Origin of the sequence: Nostoc sp. (assembly GCF_036917095.1) — a bacterium.
GTDB lineage: Bacteria > Cyanobacteriota > Cyanobacteriia > Cyanobacteriales > Nostocaceae > Nostoc.
On the sequence record NZ_JBALFH010000002.1, the window covers coordinates 1 to 17,057 of the forward strand.

General features: G+C 42.6%; 18 protein-coding genes. 10 read left to right on the forward strand and 8 right to left on the reverse strand.

What is annotated here, in order from left to right; genetic code table 11:
• Positions 1 to 143: 143 nt before the first annotated feature.
• Complete coding sequence (locus V7L01_RS00270; RefSeq protein ID WP_335030867.1) at positions 144 to 587, reverse strand: SRPBCC family protein; 444 nt, start codon at positions 585 to 587, stop codon at positions 144 to 146.
• Between the two features lie 199 nt (positions 588 to 786).
• Between V7L01_RS00270 and V7L01_RS00275 the strand changes: the two genes are divergently transcribed.
• The 3 genes from V7L01_RS00275 to V7L01_RS00285 all read left to right on the forward strand — a co-directional run bounded on the left by V7L01_RS00275 (position 787) and on the right by V7L01_RS00285 (position 3,908).
• Entirely contained in the window at positions 787 to 2,418 is a 1,632-nt protein-coding gene (locus V7L01_RS00275; RefSeq protein WP_335030869.1) for a mechanosensitive ion channel, read from the forward strand.
• A 561-nt stretch (positions 2,419 to 2,979) separates the two neighbouring features.
• Complete coding sequence (locus V7L01_RS00280) at positions 2,980 to 3,150, forward strand: hypothetical protein (protein ID WP_335030871.1); 171 nt, start codon at positions 2,980 to 2,982, stop codon at positions 3,148 to 3,150.
• Positions 3,151 to 3,320: 170 nt separating this feature from the next.
• Entirely contained in the window at positions 3,321 to 3,908 is a 588-nt protein-coding gene (locus V7L01_RS00285) for a hypothetical protein (RefSeq protein ID WP_335030873.1), read from the forward strand.
• Positions 3,909 to 3,942: 34 nt separating this feature from the next.
• Here V7L01_RS00285 and V7L01_RS00290 read toward each other — a convergent pair whose 3' ends face one another.
• The gene (locus V7L01_RS00290) at positions 3,943 to 4,185 is read right to left on the reverse strand and encodes a hypothetical protein (protein WP_335030875.1); all 243 of its coding nucleotides are present in this window, start codon (positions 4,183 to 4,185) and stop codon (positions 3,943 to 3,945) included.
• Positions 4,186 to 4,264: 79 nt separating this feature from the next.
• On the opposite strand from V7L01_RS00290, the gene V7L01_RS00295 reads away from it, so the two are divergent.
• On the forward strand, positions 4,265 to 5,296 hold the full coding sequence (locus tag V7L01_RS00295) for an HNH endonuclease (RefSeq protein ID WP_335030877.1): 1,032 nt from the start codon (positions 4,265 to 4,267) through the stop codon (positions 5,294 to 5,296).
• A gap of 152 nt (positions 5,297 to 5,448) precedes the next feature.
• Positions 5,449 to 6,276, forward strand: a complete 828-nt coding sequence (locus V7L01_RS00300; RefSeq protein WP_335030879.1) for a DUF4351 domain-containing protein — start codon at positions 5,449 to 5,451, stop codon at positions 6,274 to 6,276.
• Between the two features lie 140 nt (positions 6,277 to 6,416).
• Here the strand turns inward: V7L01_RS00300 and V7L01_RS00305 are convergent, their stop codons facing one another.
• Positions 6,417 to 7,898, reverse strand: a complete 1,482-nt coding sequence (locus V7L01_RS00305; RefSeq protein ID WP_335030881.1) for a GTP-binding protein — start codon at positions 7,896 to 7,898, stop codon at positions 6,417 to 6,419.
• Positions 7,899 to 8,112: 214 nt separating this feature from the next.
• Here V7L01_RS00305 and tpiA point away from each other — a divergent pair, with 214 nt between their 5' ends.
• Together tpiA and folP are read left to right on the forward strand one after the other, a co-directional pair.
• Positions 8,113 to 8,844, forward strand: a complete 732-nt coding sequence (gene tpiA, locus V7L01_RS00310; RefSeq protein WP_335031031.1) for a triose-phosphate isomerase — start codon at positions 8,113 to 8,115, stop codon at positions 8,842 to 8,844.
• Positions 8,845 to 8,895: 51 nt separating this feature from the next.
• Positions 8,896 to 9,756, forward strand: coding sequence for a dihydropteroate synthase (gene folP / locus V7L01_RS00315; RefSeq protein WP_335030883.1), 861 nt, complete (start codon positions 8,896 to 8,898; stop codon positions 9,754 to 9,756).
• Positions 9,757 to 9,759: 3 nt separating this feature from the next.
• Here folP and V7L01_RS00320 read toward each other — a convergent pair whose 3' ends face one another.
• Complete coding sequence (locus V7L01_RS00320) at positions 9,760 to 10,596, reverse strand: SPFH domain-containing protein (protein WP_335030885.1); 837 nt, start codon at positions 10,594 to 10,596, stop codon at positions 9,760 to 9,762.
• Between the two features lie 406 nt (positions 10,597 to 11,002).
• Between V7L01_RS00320 and V7L01_RS00325 the strand changes: the two genes are divergently transcribed.
• On the forward strand, positions 11,003 to 11,347 hold the full coding sequence (locus V7L01_RS00325; RefSeq protein WP_335030887.1) for a hypothetical protein: 345 nt from the start codon (positions 11,003 to 11,005) through the stop codon (positions 11,345 to 11,347).
• Between the two features lie 305 nt (positions 11,348 to 11,652).
• Positions 11,653 to 11,832, forward strand: coding sequence for a 30S ribosomal protein S21 (gene rpsU, locus V7L01_RS00330; RefSeq protein ID WP_069073049.1), 180 nt, complete (start codon positions 11,653 to 11,655; stop codon positions 11,830 to 11,832).
• A gap of 272 nt (positions 11,833 to 12,104) precedes the next feature.
• Here the strand turns inward: rpsU and pth are convergent, their stop codons facing one another.
• From pth to psbH, 3 genes are all read right to left on the reverse strand, one after another.
• Complete coding sequence (gene pth, locus V7L01_RS00335; protein WP_335030889.1) at positions 12,105 to 12,746, reverse strand: aminoacyl-tRNA hydrolase; 642 nt, start codon at positions 12,744 to 12,746, stop codon at positions 12,105 to 12,107.
• A 33-nt stretch (positions 12,747 to 12,779) separates the two neighbouring features.
• Entirely contained in the window at positions 12,780 to 13,052 is a 273-nt protein-coding gene (locus tag V7L01_RS00340; RefSeq protein WP_229468263.1) for a TatA/E family twin arginine-targeting protein translocase, read from the reverse strand.
• 149 nt (positions 13,053 to 13,201) lie between these two features.
• Positions 13,202 to 13,405, reverse strand: a complete 204-nt coding sequence (gene psbH / locus V7L01_RS00345; protein WP_335030892.1) for a photosystem II reaction center phosphoprotein PsbH — start codon at positions 13,403 to 13,405, stop codon at positions 13,202 to 13,204.
• An 85-nt stretch (positions 13,406 to 13,490) separates the two neighbouring features.
• Here psbH and psbN point away from each other — a divergent pair, with 85 nt between their 5' ends.
• Positions 13,491 to 13,622, forward strand: coding sequence for a photosystem II reaction center protein PsbN (psbN, locus tag V7L01_RS00350; protein WP_094341799.1), 132 nt, complete (start codon positions 13,491 to 13,493; stop codon positions 13,620 to 13,622).
• An 83-nt stretch (positions 13,623 to 13,705) separates the two neighbouring features.
• Here the strand turns inward: psbN and V7L01_RS00355 are convergent, their stop codons facing one another.
• Positions 13,706 to 16,990 carry an alpha-mannosidase gene (locus tag V7L01_RS00355; RefSeq protein WP_335030893.1) on the reverse strand — a complete coding sequence of 1,095 codons (3,285 nt, stop codon included), beginning with the start codon at positions 16,988 to 16,990 and terminating at the stop codon, positions 13,706 to 13,708.
• Between the last annotated feature and the right edge of the window lie 67 nt (positions 16,991 to 17,057).

Below are 17,057 nucleotides of genomic sequence, written 5' to 3' on the forward strand. Positions count from 1 at the left end.
TGACCAATGACCAATGACCAATGACCAATGACCAATGACCAATGACCAATGACCAATGACCAATGACCAATGACCAATGACCAATGACCAATGACAAATGACCAATGACCAATGACCAATGACCAATGACCAATGACCAATGACTAATTTTGTTCTTCTGCGACACGTTTGAGGCGGCGGAGTTGGGCTTGCATATCTTCTTTTGTCCAAGAAGCAGCAAAGGTGTTGAAACCCCAGCTAACTAAGGGGTTAGGGATATCGTACTCAAAGCGGTTCAACAGAAGCGTTCCCTTTTCTATGGGTTGACATTCCCAGCGATCGCGCCCTTGAAAAAATCCCTTAAATTCCCAGACTACCAAACCCGGTTGTCGTTCTACAACTACGCTATTCAAGGTGGGTTTCAGTAGAGGAATTTGAATAATAAAACGACTTTCACTGCCAACATCAGTGCTCCAAGCTGTGCCCACAGGTTCGCAACGGAGAACGGGGTTGAGCCAACGGTGCATCAGAGCTAAATCGCTAATACAGCGCTCTACCACCGTAGCTGTAGCATTAATTTGAATCGATTGTTCCAAAACTTGGGACATTCTATATCTTTGGTGCTGTTGCTGCAATTAGAGTAACGCAAAATTCAGCACTGACAGTAGATTAAATCAAATATAAGTAACAAAGTCAAAAATTACTCTTAATATCAATGCCATAGATGTATGTTTTTACTGGTAAATTGATAGGCAAAACACTTACTCAGTGTTTGCGGCGAATACTTAAGCTTAATTCCCGAAAACGATGAACACAACTTGGCAAGGAATAACCCAGGTGATAGGAGTTGAATATTTGGCACAATCGCCCAGCCTGCAACCGGTACAACCAGCAGTGAATCAAGGAATCGCTGATGTACAAGGTATTGTTCAACAGTTGATTCTGTTTACACCCCGTCTGCTGGGGGCAGTGGCAATTTTGTTAGTAGGTTTGCTAATTGCCTTCGGCATGGCGGCACTGACACGAGGAATCCTCAATCGTACAGACATAGATAACCGCATTGCCGCAGGGATAACGGGTCGTCAAGATGTTCTCCAAGTAGAGAAATTTATCTCCGGCATAGTCTTTTGGAGCATTCTCCTGTTGACGGCGGTAGCTGTTTTACAGGCATTGGATCTGGAGGTAGCGTCTCGACCCCTGAATATTTTTCTCAATCAACTTATTGGCTTTTTGCCAAAGTTGGTTGGTGCGGGAATCCTTGTGGTAACCGCCTGGTTTTTGGCGACCATTGTGAAGATTATTACTGTGCGCTCATTACAGGCATTTAACCTGGATGAGCGTTTGAATCCAGAACCAGAAGACAGGGCACCCAGCCTCAATCAGCTGTCTCTGAGTGAGACGATTGGTAATGCTCTGTATTGGTTTATATTTTTACTGTTTCTCGCTCCAATTTTAGATACTCTCGAACTCAGGCAGGCTCTACAACCAGTACAAGCTCTCATTACAGAAGTTCTGCTAATTCTGCCGAACATTTTAGCAGCGATATTAATTGCCGTCGTTGGCTGGTTCATAGCTAATGTGGTACGGCGGATTGTAACAAACTTGCTGGCGACAACTGGTATCGACCATTTAGGTAGTCGCTTGGGATTATCTGCGGCTGCGGGGGTGCAACCTCTATCGAGTATTCTCGGCACAATTGTCTATGTTCTGATTTTGATTCCTGTGGCGATCGCAGCGCTGAATGCCTTGCGAATTGATGCGATATCTATACCTGCGATCGCAATGCTGCAACAGGTTCTCAATGCTCTACCTGCCATCTTTACAGCCATAGCAATTTTGATTGTTGCCTATTTTGTCGGGCGCTTTGTAGCGGATTTGGTTACAAGTATCCTCACTAATTTAGGGTTTAATAACATTTTCACTATTTTGGGTCTGACAACACCCAGCAGACGAATCGTCGTTTCAACAGAATCAACAACCCCCCCGATTCCAACCCGCACGCCATCGGAAATTGCAGGTATTGTTGCCTTAGTGGGTATTATGCTGTTTGCAACGGTGGCGGCGGTGAATATCTTGAATATTCCAGCCCTGACAGCATTAGTGTCTGGTATTGTGATTATATTCGGGCGGATTTTGGCAGGATTGGTAATATTTGCCATTGGCTTATTCCTGGCAAATCTGGCTTTTAATATCATTACCAGTTCCGGCGATCGCCAAGCCCAGATTTTGGGACAAGTGGCGCGAATTGCCATCATTGTTTTAGTCTCTGCAATGGCACTGCAACAGATTGGAGTTGCCAGTGATATTGTGAATTTAGCCTTTGGACTTTTACTAGGTGCGATCGCAGTTGCTATTGCCCTAGCCTTTGGTCTTGGAGGGCGCGATATTGCCCGCGAGCAAGTTCAAGAATGGCTAAACTCTTTCAAAGGTAGAAACTAAAAGTTGATGAAGGCGCAATTTCATCTGTAAACAAAGAAAAGTACAACCATAAGCATCAGTAGTGGATAAAATCTATCGGCAATTGTGCTTAAAGGGTTGAAAGTTAGAAGCTTAGAAACTCGGAGTTTGAGTATAGAACTCGAAATGTCAAATTCTGAAGCTCAAGTTCCGAGTTTTGAAGCTCAATTTAATCGTATTTTCCGAGCCATCTTTTTTAGCGGCGTAAGTGAGAAACCCCTTAGTCTTATAGTCTAATCCATTAAAATATGTTTGTTGATCGCGGGCATTACCTTTCGAGATGAAAGAACATTCTCCAAGTATTACCGCATCATAGAAGGCATCGAAGATTTTGAACAAATGCCTTGGCTACCCACAGGATATGGTTGCTGGTAATGGGTGCACAGTAAGGAAAGCTGGGGAAAAAGTAAGGACGCGTAGGCACAGCCCGTCGTAGACATTAGACCTCTTGCAAAAGTTCACTAACACCCCACCCCCAGCCCCTCCCCGCGTGCGGGGAGGGGAGACTTTGACGTAAGTCAAAGGCGGGGTGGGGTTCTTTTTTTGATTTATGCAAGAAGTCTATTGCAAGAAGCGCGGCATAGCCCATCGCAGCAACAATCGATTGTCCCAAAATTACCAAAAGCCTTGCTGATGTTGGTTATTGAAGTGATGAGTGCCGTGTTGGTAGAAAATCTTGACCCAAGATTTGATTTGGCAAATTTTGTGTTATAAAAACCACTTTTATGGGAAAACTTAAAATAATACCCTGTGTTAAAAAGATTGACTGTAATTCGTCAGCCAAACTCGAAAAATTACAACATTACACAACAGGAGTGTTAGCCTGTGCATGAGTTGAGAGAATAACTTGACATTCTAAATAAAAATTATTAAGCGTAACACTTATGGATTTACTTATCAACATTCTTAAACGTTTTTGGATAATTAATTGTTTCGGGATATTTGTTTTATCGGCTTGCACACCCGCATCATCCCAAGAAAAAATCTTAACATCCAAAGAAGGAAATTTTACTATCTTAATGCCAGGGGCTATTTTAGAAGAAGTTAGTTCTCCAGCAAAAGGGATTAATAACCGGAATTGGGTAACTATTAAAAGCGAATCTATATATTTTGTGACCTATTCAACTCTTCCCAAAGAAATAGCTCCGCAGAGAATTCCAAAAGTTTTACAGCTTCTAATTAAAACTGCTAATCAAACAAATTTTGTTCAGGGTAAACAAGTATCTCAGTCTTCCGTTAATCAAAGTGGATATACCTGTCAAGACTTTACTTTAATGGGCAAACCCAGTACTTCCTTGCAAGAAGAAATTAAGAAAAACGGATTAAATATCAATAATAAATTATTATATCAGAGAAGTCTGCTTTGTATGAAGAAGAATTATACTATTGAGGCTGTAATAATAACCCCATCATCTGAAGAACTAAAAACCAATGGGGCATCTTTTATTAAATCGCTAAACCTCAAACCATGAAACTATTTTTTAGTACTTTGCATGAGCATTGCTGTTAGTATATTTGCAACTTTCTGGCTTGGACTACATAGACTTTACCCTGCGAATCTCTTGGTGCGATCGCTCCCATAGTTTCTGCGAGGTGGCGGGCTACCTGATGCCGTCGTCTGTCGCCCAATGCCACAACTGATTTATTAGGATTGCTATAGTCGGATAGTTCAATTTTTAAAATTAGCATACACAAACGATATAAATTTATTACTATCTCTTTAAAATTTTTTGGAAGTAAATTCGTCATTAATGCTGAGGTGGTTCTCAGTTTTATAAAGAGAAACTGGATCGAACACTCCACAGCACAAATGAAAGGTTACTAAAACATGGATTTTATCAACCAAGCACAGAAGTTGGCCGATACGGTTAGAGATCGAGGTCAAGAAGTAGCCAACAATGTAGTAAACAGTATAGATGAGGTAGTTGATGGAATCAAGAATGCTACTGCCGATATAACTACTTCAAGTATCCATGCAGTTAATGATTTACAAACTTTGTCAACCATAGCAGCACAGTCAAGTTTTGAAACTATTCAAAATGTTAGTAAAACATTTGAAGAAACTGCTGTTGGAGTTGCTGCATCTAGTATGGTTATGGCTGATGCTTTGCAAAATTTACCAAAGACAGCTGCGGAATTAGCCCTAGAGATGCCCAAGATTGCAAATAGGCTGAGATATCGTGCTGGTATTCGGGTGGGAGACTTCCCCCGCTCTGATGCGGATGTTATGAAGCTTTTTGAGAAAATTCCTGGCACATCAAAATTTGGAGCCAAAGAAGATACAATTCGTCAATTTCTTAGAGATAAGCAGGGTAGCCACATCAATCCACGTTCCAAAGGTGGATCGAATGGTGCTGATAATATTCTTTGGGAAGTAGGCGTTGACAATCTCCGTCGAGGTGCCAAAGTCATGACCGTTGGCGAGCAGTTCTATATTCGGGTTTATAATGCGGTAGATTCTATTGTCAGCAATTCTGGAACAATCGCTAAACTTGGCATTACTGCAACGGGAACAGCTGTTCTCACTCAGGTTGTAGTAACGGCGATTTCCTACTCTTTGGATCTTTATCGGGGCGATATTACTGTTGAAGAGTATAAAAATCTAATTTTTGAAGCAGCAAAGGCAGCAGGTATTGCTACACCAATTGTTTTTTTGCTCTTGGTGGCTGTGTTAGCTTTATTTCCAGAATTTACAGTCATTTTGTCAGCACCAGTGGTTGTCGCAGGCTTCAATGCTTTATTTGCTATTAGTATTGCTACACCCATTATTCAATCGCTAGTCCGTCATGTGGAAGCTGGAGGTTTTGGAATAGAAGCTGCTGATGCTTACAAGACTGCGTTTGATGGTTCTGCGCTCTGAAATAAGCTGATCCACATTTAAATTGGATAATTAGGGTGGGTGTCTCGCCCGCCCGTACCCAAAGGCGGGCTTTTCAATCCACCCGACAATATTAGATAATTTATTTGTTGAAAATCCCCAAATAATCAAAAAATCAGGTGCAATCTTTATAGATGGCAGAATATGACAACCTTTGTAAAATACTCGCGGAAAAATATCCCCGTGATTTTACCCGTTGGTTATTAAATCAAGAACCGCGAACAATTGAAATCTTAAAAACCGAATTGAGCATAGAACCGATACGGGCTGATTCCGTAACATTTCTGCAAACAGAAAATCGGATTTTACACCTAGAATTTCAAACTACAATCAAATCCCAAAAACCAATTTCTTTGCGGATGCTAGATTACTATGTCCGATTTACAAGGAAATATCAAGTTCCTGTTACGCAAGTAGTAATTTTCTTGCAAGAGACAAGTGACGAAATCGCTTTTACCGAAGAATATGTTAGCGAAGTCACAACCCACCGTTATCGAGTTATCCGAATGTGGGAACAAGATTCTGCACTATTTCTTGGCAATCTGGCATTATTACCTTTAGCACCGTTAACGCAAACAGATTCAGCGCAAGCATTATTATCGCAGGTTGCCGAGGAAATTGCTAAAATTCCAGATATCGAGACCAGACAAAATACTGCTGCTTACACGGAGATTTTAGCAGGATTGAAGTTTGAGAAAGATTTTATTCGTCAATTATTGCGGGAAGATATTATGCAAGAATCAGTGATTTATCAGGATATTTTGCAGAAGGGAGAACAAAAAGAAGCTTTTCGCTTCTTAAATCGTCAGTTAAATCGGCGATTTGGAGAAATCGATTCATCAATACTTGAGAGAATTCGAGTTTTATCTACTGAAAAATTGGAACAATTAGGAGAAGAATTTTTAGATTTTTCAAATGTATCTGATTTAGTTGCTTGGCTTGAACAAAATACAAGCAGTTGAAATAATTCGTAATTACGAATTACGAATTAGTAAAGCAAGCTTACGCGCAGCGTCTCTGAATAGGAGAAGCAAGTGGCGTGGATTGGGCTTCTAGGAACGAATATGGCTCATCGAACCTTATTAACTCCACGGCTTACTTATCACTTTCTGAGTTTTACCTTGTGGAGTAATTCATCTTTAATGCGGTTGAGAATTGAAGTCTCATCTAAGTTTGCCAAAATCCGATTAATCACTGCTTTTGGCCCATCAGGCCCCCAAGTCGCGCCATTGGCTAAATAAACTTTGGTAACTTGTCCAATACCGTAAGAAGAAACACCAGCTACTCCGGCTTGCGTGATTGCCACCGATATATAAGGGCCAAGGGCAACGCCAGCCGTAGCTGTTGCAGAGATACCAAGTAAAGTTTTCAATCCACTCAAGCCCAAATTTGCCAGCAATTCACTAGCACCGATGCCGCCCATACTCAGGGCGATTTTTTGTAGCAGTTGTACAGCGCCGGCCTCGGTCATGGAGAAGCCATAGAGTTTAGATAAACCCAAAATCAGAGCAATATCAATTACCACACTACTGAGAATATCTACCACAGTTATGGGATTGAGTGCGATCGCTAATGCCTTAGTCATCACAGCCTTCCAAATCAACTGATTAGCATTCACCTCCCGAATCATCACTTTTCGCTCTATCAACTGCTCATTTACAATATCGGCATAAAGCATGGTATTAAGAGCAACCAAAGCTTTGCCCTCACGATGCAGAATCTCCAAGATTTTCAGCTTCAGTTCCTCCACTTGGGCATTACCTGTACGCAACTGTATGCCCCTAGTACCATCAGGGCGACGAATCGCCGTTTTCACCAATGGCGATGCCGCAGCCATGACAATTTCTAGAGGTGTGAGTAATTCCCGCACCCTTTCATCCCGGATTTTGTGATAAATTGCCATCCGGTCTGCTTCTGGATACTGATCTACTTTGTTAAACACCAGAACGATTGGTTTACCTGCTTCCCGCAACTGAGAAAGAGCGGCGTATTCTAGCTTCGTCATATCGCCAGAGATCACAAACAGAATCAAATCCGCTTGTTTGGCAATCTGTTCAGCTAATGCAGCACGGGTTGCACCATCTACTTCGTCTAAACCAGGAGTGTCAATTAATTCCACCTGCGATTGACCTACACCAGGGAGAGTGACTCGCAAAGCACGTTCGGTTTCCCCAATCGCTTCCTCACTAATACTCCAATTAACAGTTTGTGCAGCACGGGTGACACCGTGCAACGGCCCAGTTTCAAATACTGTTTGCCCAACCAAAGCATTGAGTAGCGAAGACTTACCACGTCCAACCATGCCAAAAGCCGCAATCTGTACCACCATGCGGTCTAATTTCCCCAGCATGGTTTCCAAATCAGCAATTTCCGCCTCTAATCCGGTTCTTTCTTGAGAGGTGAGGTCGAGATTGGCTACCAAGTTTCGTAACGCCGTTTGTGCTTGTTTATAATTTAGTTCCGTCTGAATGTCTTCAAAGCTGAAAATAGCACTATCCAGTTCTTCCTCCCAGCTGAGAGAATTTGCGTCAGTGTTAGCAGAATCGCTTTGATCGGGTTCAGGCACGGGCAATGTCGAAGTCATATCAATTTGAGATTTGAAATTTGGGATTTTTAGATTAGCCCTGTCTCTTATCCTAGTTATTTTTAACAGAGGTTTGGGTATTGGAGACTTGAGACTGGGCTTTTCTGCAATCCCTAACACCCAATGACCAATGACTAATGACTAATGACTAACAAAAAGTCATAAACTGAAAAATGCATCTAAATAACGCGTTAGGATCTTGACTAAATTACCTGTGCGGAAAATTGTTATTGCCGGGAACTGGAAAATGTTCAAAACCCAGGCGGAATCCGAAGACTTTTTACGAGGATTTCTGCCCTACCTGGAGGAAACGCCCGATGAGCGAGAAATCGTATTGTGTCCTCCCTTCACTGATTTAAACAGTCTGTCAAAGTATTTGCATGGTAGCCGAATACAACTAGGGGCGCAGAATGTCCACTGGGAAGAATTTGGGCCCTATACGGGTGAGATTTCTGCCCCAATGCTGACAGAAATTGGTGTGCGCTTTGTGATTGTCGGTCATAGCGAACGACGGCAATACTTTGGTGAAACGGATGCCACGGTTAATTTGCGCCTCCGAACTGCTCAAAGGTTTGGTTTAACCCCAATTCTCTGTGTTGGCGAAACTAAACAACAACGAGATGCGGGAGAAACTGAATCACTGATTGCTCTCCAACTCGACAAGGGTTTGGTAGATATCGATCAAGATAATTTGGTGATTGCATACGAACCAATTTGGGCGATTGGTACTGGTGATACTTGTGAAGTCACGGAGGCGAATCGGATAATTGGCTTAATTCGTAGCCAGTTGACTAATCCAAATGTATCAATTCAATATGGCGGCTCAGTTAAGCCGAATAATATTGATGAAATCATGGCTCAACCAGAAATTGATGGCGTTTTAGTGGGAGGAGCAAGCCTGGAACCTGAGAGTTTTGCTCAGATTGTGAATTTTAAGTCAGTGTGATGTGCCTTCTTTCGTTCCCATGCTCTGCATGGGAATGCCTAATCTAGATTTATGCCAAGCAACTTGATAATTCGAGGACGCTGTTTCGAGTGGGGACAGCGAACTTATTTGATGGGCATTTTAAATGTGACGCCTGATAGCTTTAGTGATGGGGGTGAGTTTAATACTACCTCTGCCGCTTTAGTACAGGCGCAAGCCCTGGTCGCTGCTGGTGCTGACATTATCGATGTGGGCGGTCAATCAACTCGACCAGGGGCAAAGCAAATAACTCTGACGGAGGAACTTGACCGAGTAGTATCAGTGTTAGAGGTAGTAAGACCAGAAATTTTAGTTCCGATTTCTGTAGATACAACCCGTGCAGCTGTAGCCAGGGCATCTGTAGAAGCTGGAGCGGATATTATTAATGATATTTCTGGCGGCACTTTTGACTCAGAAATGTTGCCAACAGTGGCAGAGTTAGGTGTGCCGATGATTTTAATGCATATGCGTGGAACACCACAGACAATGCAACAACAAACTGATTATCAAGATTTGCTTGGTGAGATTTATAGTTTTTTGGCTCGGCAAATTGGGGTAGCAACTGCTGTGGGCATTGACCGGGATAAAATTATTATCGATCCTGGGATTGGTTTTGCTAAAAACTATGAGCAAAATTTAGAGATTTTTCGCGGCTTGCGATCGCTCGCAGCACTCAACTGTCCTATCCTGGTAGGAGCATCTCGTAAAAGTTTCATTGGTCGCATTTTAAATCAACCAGATCCCAAAGCACGAGTTTGGGGAACGGCAGCAGCTTGTTGTGCTGCTATTTTTAATGGCGCTGATATCCTCCGAATTCACGATGTTCAAGAAATGCACGATGTTTCACTAGTAGCCGATGCACTATTGAGACAAGCCGCACAGCGAGATTGTTAGGTATTACCGTTCTTCGTTTTTTTTGCCATTACCTTCTTGAGTTACTGACTCAGCTATCAACTCCTGAAACATTTCGCTTGAGTTGGCTGGGTCTACAAAGACAATTTTGGCATTACTGCTCTCACCAAGTTTTTGGCTGGCATCTACGTAATCTTGAGCTACAAGATACCGCAGAATGTCCCTACTGTCAGGATTAGAACGTAGAGCTTGAGAAATGATTTGCACTGAAGCCATAGTTCCTTCTGCTTTTTTAATCGCAGCTTCCTTTTCCCCTTCTGCTTCGGTAATCAGCGCCCGTTTTTTGATTACAGCGGCTTGCTCCTCTTCCCTAGACTTTCGTACACTCTCAGGTAGAGTGATTCTCTGAATATCTAACCGGAGAATTTCAACTCCCCAATCTGACGTTATATTATTCAACTGGTCTAAGATAGCTGAGTCCATCTCCGATCTAGAGACATTGGTCTGCTCTAGGGTGTTCTGAGCAATGATTTCCCGAAGTGTGGTTGTAGTTAACTGTGTCAGTGCCCCTTGCAGATCCTCAATAGCATAAAAGCTTTTTTCAATATCTCTGATGCGCCAATACACAATAGCGTCCACTTCCACGTAAATATTATCTTGGGTGATCACATTTTGAGGTTTGATGTCTAAAATTTGCTCTCGTGTAGTATCTTCCATCACAACCTGATCTACCAAGGGAACAATAAAGTTCAGCCCTGGCTTAAGTTTCCGATGATACCGCCCCAGGCGTTCGACTAGGGCTTCATTTCCTTGATTAATCAGTTTTGCAGAACCTAAGGCATAACCTATAAGGGCTAAAACTATAGCAATAATTGGCTCCATGTATGCTCCTATTCAGCTTTTGGGAGGATTTAGTGTCAAGCATATGCTACTAGCTTGTCATATCTTTGAGTTTAATGTTTTGAGTCTGTAATTTTATCAACACCAGCAGCGATGTCGAGTCACTGCGCGTATTGTACATATTCTGTAGGTAGGACTGTTTTGCGGAATGCGTAGAAGCTCTGCTTCTTGTCGTCAGACATCGCTATTAAAGCACCTTGATAAAACGCTGGCAAGGACTACTTTATGTAATCAATATTACTTGTACTGTCATTTTCAGACAGCCTGGGATTTTGTTCAGTATATTCACTTAACTTAATCCTATAGCAGGTAAAATTTAGTAAATCTTGAAAAACTCCACTATAATCGGATAAAAATTGGCTTCAGCCATTAAAAATATAAAAACTTTATGGGCAGGCTGTTAATCAGACTTATCGGATTAATTCTACTTTTTACAGGCTTATACTTTTTTGGTCAAAACATTATATTTGTTAGCAGTTACTCTTCATATTTTTACCGGAAGCTACCTGCTACAGCTTCAGTTTTAGCAACTATAACAGGTGTATTTGCATTAGTTTTTTTTCGTAGAGAAACTGGTAACTTGGGATGGATTTTTCTAGGCATTGGCATAGTACTAGTTTTCTTAAGCGGTGGAATTATTTTAAAGCCAACTAGCTTATGGAATTTCATAATTGCTTTTACAGCATTAGCATCTGGATATAAATTACTAAATGAGGGCAGAATCAACTTTTAAAATCTGGAACTTTAATCATATTTTCTTATATATCTTAGTAGCTAAGATTACATTATTCCCCAACCTATAGTACAGCCATAAAAATTTAGCATTATAATTTTCCCGTCTTCTCTATTGCTTCTAAGAGTGCATTTAGGCGCTGAGATTAACATTTAGTTAAGTCCCGATTTCACGAGGCAGAAGCAGACATAACCCTTATCAACCGGACGAATAGCTTCTTAATCATGACTTTAGCTCATAGGGGTTTTACTAAGGTTGAGGGTAATATTAGAATGGAAACTATTGATGATGAGGAAAAGGCAAGAATGACCCAGGTGGTTCTAGGAGAGAACGAAGGAATAGACTCAGCTTTGCGTCGGTTTAAACGCCAGGTTTCCAAAGCTGGGATATTAGCTGATGTGAAGTATCATCGGCACTTTGAAACACCGATAGAAAAACGCAAACGTAAGGCAGTGGCAGCTAGACGCACAAGACGCTTTAAATAAATCTATTTGGTTTGCTACTGGCGTTGCTTAAGGTTATAACACCTAAAACAGGCAACAGCGCCTAAGCGTAGCTTGTCGTAGACATCGCCATTATTCTTACAAAAATTAAGCAAACTATGCCGCACCGCCAATTAGGGTGTAGATGAGCCACTTTTTCTATGTAAAGAAGGCGTTAAGGGCTTGATCTCGGTTGGATGGAGCAAGCTAAAATCGCTGCCCATCAACCAAAATAAGCACCTTTGCCAAACTTACAAGGCAGTATTCATCCAACCCTAAGACTCCGAATTATTAATGGTGCGGCTATTACAAACATTCATCGCCTTTTCTACTCCCTGCTTGAGGCTTAGTTCAATACACTCAACCACGAACTGAAGTACAAGAGACATCTGCTGATTTTCGGCCGCAGAAAATCTTCCTAGCACATGGGAAACAGCATCAGAATCATCGTTATTAGCTGCACCTTTGGGTTTACCAATACCGATTCGCAAACGGGGAAAGTTTTGGGTACTAAGATGTGCGATCGCACTTTTCATGCCGTTATGTCCACCAGCGGAACCAGATAAGCGCAGACGAGTTTTTCCCAAAGGCAAATCCATATCGTCATAAATCACCAGCACAGATTCAGGCGGCAATTTATACCAACTAGTCACCGCTTGTATTGCTTGTCCTGAGCGATTCATATAAGTTAACGGCTTTAGCAAGCGAATCTTACCTCCACCTCGGGCCATTCCCTCGCCATACTCACCCTGAAACTTGCGGTTTTCTGCTAAGGGAATGCGCCAAGAACGGGAGAGATTTTCTACAGCAGCAAAGCCGATATTATGGCGTGTTTGGTCGTACTTGCTTTCTGGATTCCCCAACCCGACAATTAGCTGGGGAATCACCAAAGCTGGTTGCGTAGCAGCTTCTGTCATTTTGGCTACAGTCAATTGATATGCAGCACTCTCCTAACTAGGTTGGGAAGAACTAGCGGTATCCTGCTCAGATTTAGCAGGATAGATTTGCTTAGGTTCCAATTCAGCAGTAGTCTTGACAGCTTCTTCTAACTGTTCTGCTTCTTTTTGAAACTCGTTTTGAAAATCTTTAGAAGCTTCTTGGAAACTACGAATTGTTTTGCCCACACTCCGGCCAATCTCTGGCAGCTTCTTTGGCCCAAAGATTAACAGTGCTACTACCATAATTACAGCCATTTCCGGCAGACCGATACCAAATATATTCATTTTTGTCTCCTGTAAACTATGGAACCACTACAGAAACTCACATATTATAAGAATACTCAATAGTTCGTGTGCGCTGACCATTAACAAAAAAACCCGGAAGAACCGGGTGTAACTTAACTTGTTATCCAAACTTGATAGCTGTCTATCCCTTAGCGTCCTAAGCTCCGCCAATCGACAAATACATCCTCAACCAACAGGGATTTATTGTAAAGTTGCAGAATAATCAGCAGAAACACGAAAAATAGCAAAATAAAAACAGCCATCACAGGGGTAGTACCCCAACCTGGAGCCACTTTCCCATACTCAGAGTTAAGTGGTTTCAGGATATCTCCCAACCGAGTCCTTTGTGCCATAGTTCACCTAATATTACTTGCCAAAGCTTTTTTTAATCTTCTGTAATATTCTATAAGAATAGCACTCATCATCTATCCCTCAATTATGGAACCCGCAATAGTTCTTAGCATTTCTGTGGCTGCCGTGGTGGTTGCCATTACTGGATTGTCGATTTATACCTCCTTTGGCCCTCCTAGCAAGCAATTGAACGATCCATTTGACGATCACGAAGACTAAAAGAGTCATTAGTTATTAGTCATTAGTCAGTGGTCTGTGGTCTGTGGAAAACCACAACTTACCGCTGACACGGCACTAGTGGCTCACTCCAACCTGGAATTAATCGCTGGTATTACCTTGAAACTAGCGATTTTCCAAGGCTGTATCGTTACAATTTGTTGCCCAGATGAGAATTCAGTAGTAGAGGAACGCTCTAACAAATCTACTGTATCTCCTAGATTCAACCCCAAATCACTTTGCAAAGATAACTCGGCTGTTTCTCCGTGACATTCATAACACCGCAGAATTAACTGCTGTGGGTCATCCTCTGATGGTTTCAAAGCCATCAAGATTAAATTTTCAGCTGATAAATCTAGGAACTTCGCCCCTTCAATAATACTGTTAGCGGTAGCGGGGCGTTGAGCCAGTGCTGTTAGCGGTAGTGAGGCATTAGGCCAGTTGTTAGTGCTGAGTGGATTCAATATGACTTGCAACGGTAGATTCAATTCATAGCCACGCCGTACTGTATGGGCTGATTCCCAGCTACCAGCATGAGGATACAAGGTATATGTGAACTCGTGAAAACCTCTATCAGCCTCTGAATCTGGCCAATTAGAACTGCGTAGGAGTGTCAGGCGGAGTTGATTTGGTTTGCTGTCGTAACCATATTTACAATCATTTAGCAAACTAACTCCGTGAATACCCTCCTGTGTTTCTCCTGTCAAATCAGCCCAACGTAAAGCGGGAACTTCCCATTTTGCTTGTTCTACAGGGGTTTGTGGTTTCGTTGGGCGGCGAATCGCGCCACAGGGAATTTCATAGGTAGCAAAGTCTGCTTCGATATTTAGAGGAAAAGCAGCTTTCACTAATACATGATTTTCTTGCCAATTAACGGTAGTAGCTATGTTTAGCAGAGGTGAACCAGCTTGGAGAATATAGTCTTGGCAAAATTCCGATTCTCCCAATTGACGCACTACGCGCACGCGACTTTGCACCGGGCCTTGTTCTAACCACTGAATAGATAGAAGATTTGTTGAGGGTAAGGGATGTTGAGCGTAATTGGGGTCTATATTCCAAGCATCCCAATATTGACCACTATCTTTAAAAGCTTGTAGTTGATTACCCGCCCCACTCAAAACCTCTCTTTGATAAGCTTTATCAAAAACACTTGATAAATCTCCGGTGTCAGGATCTATAACAACTCGGAGGAATTCATTTTCTAAAATCCAGTCTGGGAGGAGTGCGCGGGATAAGGGAGATGAGGGAGATGAGGGAACAAGCCAAAATATGCGGTAGCCAACGGGTGGAATTTCGGTGGCGAGGAATAGTAGAGTTGATGGTTCAGATAATTGGGAGACAAGCTGCTTTCCAGAAGCATCGTAAATCTGCCATTCCTCTGGCGTGGGTAAGGCTACAGAGACTACCTCAGAACGCTGCCAATTGAGAGAATTGAAAACGAAAATAGGCAAACTATCGGGTTTTGGTGGTTCTGATAGGGTAATGTGAGATGCGATCGCTAAAAGTGATTCTTGTAATATCTTCGTTCCTACTTGTTCCACTTGCTGCCATTGGGGCAACGCATCCGTGTAAACTTGGGTAATTGAAGAACCAGGCAAAATATCGTGAAACTGTTGAAATAACACCAGCTTCCAAGCTGCTTCAATTTCTGCTTTAGGATATGTCACACCACAGCTTACGGTTGCCAAGGTAGCAAATAGTTCAGCTTCATACAATAAATTTTCACAACGACGATTCCAACGTTTTTGATCTGCGTGGGTAGTATAGCAACCGCGATGGAATTCGAGGTATAGTTCGTCATTCCAGATGGGGAAGGGAGTGGGGGCAGGGGAGGCAGGGGGGGAATCATGATTATTAACAGACGCGATGAATCGCGTCTCTACAATTTGCTGTAAATACTTTTCAGCCGTCGTGAATTCGATATCTGGGAAAAAAGGTGACTTTTGCCAGCGTTGGGCGGTTTCTAACATATCACGGGTGGGGCCGCCGCCGTGGTCGCCGACACCGGGAAGCCAGAGAGATTCTGGTAAACTAGTTTGGGATTGCCATTCAAGAGCGTAGGATGCCATTTTTACTGGGTCTATAGCTTCACCGATGGGTGCAGACATCAAACTAAAGACTTCACTGCCGTCAGGCGATCGCCACCAAAAAGCCCCATAATCAAATTTAGTAGTATCATTCCACCGCAACTTCTGGGTGACAAAATACTCAATTCCGGCATTAGCGAAAAACTGCGGTAAAGTTGCACAGAAACCAAAAGAATCTGGAACCCACACCACAGTCGAAAGCTTACCAAATTTTTCCTGAATGTAGCGCTGACCATACAATAGCTGACGGACTATTGATTCACCTGCAATTATGTTGAGTTCCGGTTCCACCCACATCCCGCCAACAACTTCCCAACGTCCAGCAGCTACCTGTGCTTGAATTGCCCTAAATAAATCTGGGCGATGTTCCTCAATCCAAGCATAAAGTGCGGGAGTCGAATGACAGAAAATTAACTCAGGAAAATCTGCTTGCAACTTCAAAACCGACTCAAAAGTATTTTGCGCCGCATTCCAAGTTTCACTTACAGGCCATAGCCATGCTAAATCTAAGTGAGCATGACCCAATAAGAAAATTTTAGATTTTTGATCCCCCCAACCCCCCTTCAAAAGGGGGGCTAAAATATCGGATTGAATTAAATTTTGGCGTAGAGATAAAAACGACTTTACCAACTCTCCCTTTTCTTCCTTCGTGTCCTTCGCGGCTTCGCGGTTCGTAACCTCCCCCACCATCGCTGCCAAAACATCCAACCTCTCCGGTGCAAACTTTTCTAAATAAAGTTGCACCACAGCTAACTCATCAGCCACAAAACCCGGATCGGGATTATTATCTACAGTAGACTCATAAACTAGGAGCGATCGCACTAAAGCACCATCACAATGTCCCGGACTCACTAACCGCAAAGCCACAATAAACTCTTCCCCAGGCGTCACCCCATGCCCCAAAAGCACTCTAGGCGAACAATCAAATAAATCACCCTCCAGCACTAACTCCCCATTCACATAAATCTCAGCAGAATCTGCCCACCAAACCAGCGCCAGCCGCAAAGATAACCCAGTTAAAGGATAACCCTGTAAATCTTGGGGAACCACCAATCTTTGCACTAGCCATAACACTTTTTTCCCGCCTGTCCAAGCTATATGTTCTTTAGCATTCAATTGGACAGGTTGCCAATGAGACAAATCAGCAGTTACAACATCAGTAATAATCAGGTCAGATTCCTGGTATAGCCAAGTAGACTGAAGATTAACTTGACAAAAAGAGCGCAGTTGCTCAATTGCTTGTGAGATGAATTTGGTCTGGGATTGAGAGACAGTCGGGGTCATATATTCGCTAAGATGAGGTGTTGGTCGTTTTTATTGTTTGGCGCGAGTCTCACAACTGAACAAGACT

Bases quoted from the DNA above. Each gene is read 5' to 3' on its own strand.
- V7L01_RS00270 (WP_335030867.1), bottom strand. From the start codon at position 587: ATGTCCCAAGTTTTGGAACAATCGATTCAAATTAATGCTACAGCTACG.
- V7L01_RS00275 (WP_335030869.1), top strand. From the start codon at position 787: ATGAACACAACTTGGCAAGGAATAACCCAGGTGATAGGAGTTGAATAT.
- V7L01_RS00285 (WP_335030873.1), top strand. From the start codon at position 3,321: ATGGATTTACTTATCAACATTCTTAAACGTTTTTGGATAATTAATTGT.
- V7L01_RS00290 (WP_335030875.1), bottom strand. From the start codon at position 4,185: ATGACGAATTTACTTCCAAAAAATTTTAAAGAGATAGTAATAAATTTA.
- V7L01_RS00295 (WP_335030877.1), top strand. From the start codon at position 4,265: ATGGATTTTATCAACCAAGCACAGAAGTTGGCCGATACGGTTAGAGAT.
- V7L01_RS00300 (WP_335030879.1), top strand. From the start codon at position 5,449: ATGGCAGAATATGACAACCTTTGTAAAATACTCGCGGAAAAATATCCC.
- V7L01_RS00305 (WP_335030881.1), bottom strand. From the start codon at position 7,898: ATGACTTCGACATTGCCCGTGCCTGAACCCGATCAAAGCGATTCTGCT.
- folP (WP_335030883.1), top strand. From the start codon at position 8,896: ATGCCAAGCAACTTGATAATTCGAGGACGCTGTTTCGAGTGGGGACAG.
- V7L01_RS00320 (WP_335030885.1), bottom strand. From the start codon at position 10,596: ATGGAGCCAATTATTGCTATAGTTTTAGCCCTTATAGGTTATGCCTTA.
- V7L01_RS00325 (WP_335030887.1), top strand. From the start codon at position 11,003: ATGGGCAGGCTGTTAATCAGACTTATCGGATTAATTCTACTTTTTACA.
- rpsU (WP_069073049.1), top strand. From the start codon at position 11,653: ATGACCCAGGTGGTTCTAGGAGAGAACGAAGGAATAGACTCAGCTTTG.
- pth (WP_335030889.1), bottom strand. From the start codon at position 12,746: ATGACAGAAGCTGCTACGCAACCAGCTTTGGTGATTCCCCAGCTAATT.
- V7L01_RS00340 (WP_229468263.1), bottom strand. From the start codon at position 13,052: ATGAATATATTTGGTATCGGTCTGCCGGAAATGGCTGTAATTATGGTA.
- psbH (WP_335030892.1), bottom strand. From the start codon at position 13,405: ATGGCACAAAGGACTCGGTTGGGAGATATCCTGAAACCACTTAACTCT.
- psbN (WP_094341799.1), top strand. From the start codon at position 13,491: ATGGAACCCGCAATAGTTCTTAGCATTTCTGTGGCTGCCGTGGTGGTT.
- V7L01_RS00355 (WP_335030893.1), bottom strand. From the start codon at position 16,990: ATGACCCCGACTGTCTCTCAATCCCAGACCAAATTCATCTCACAAGCA.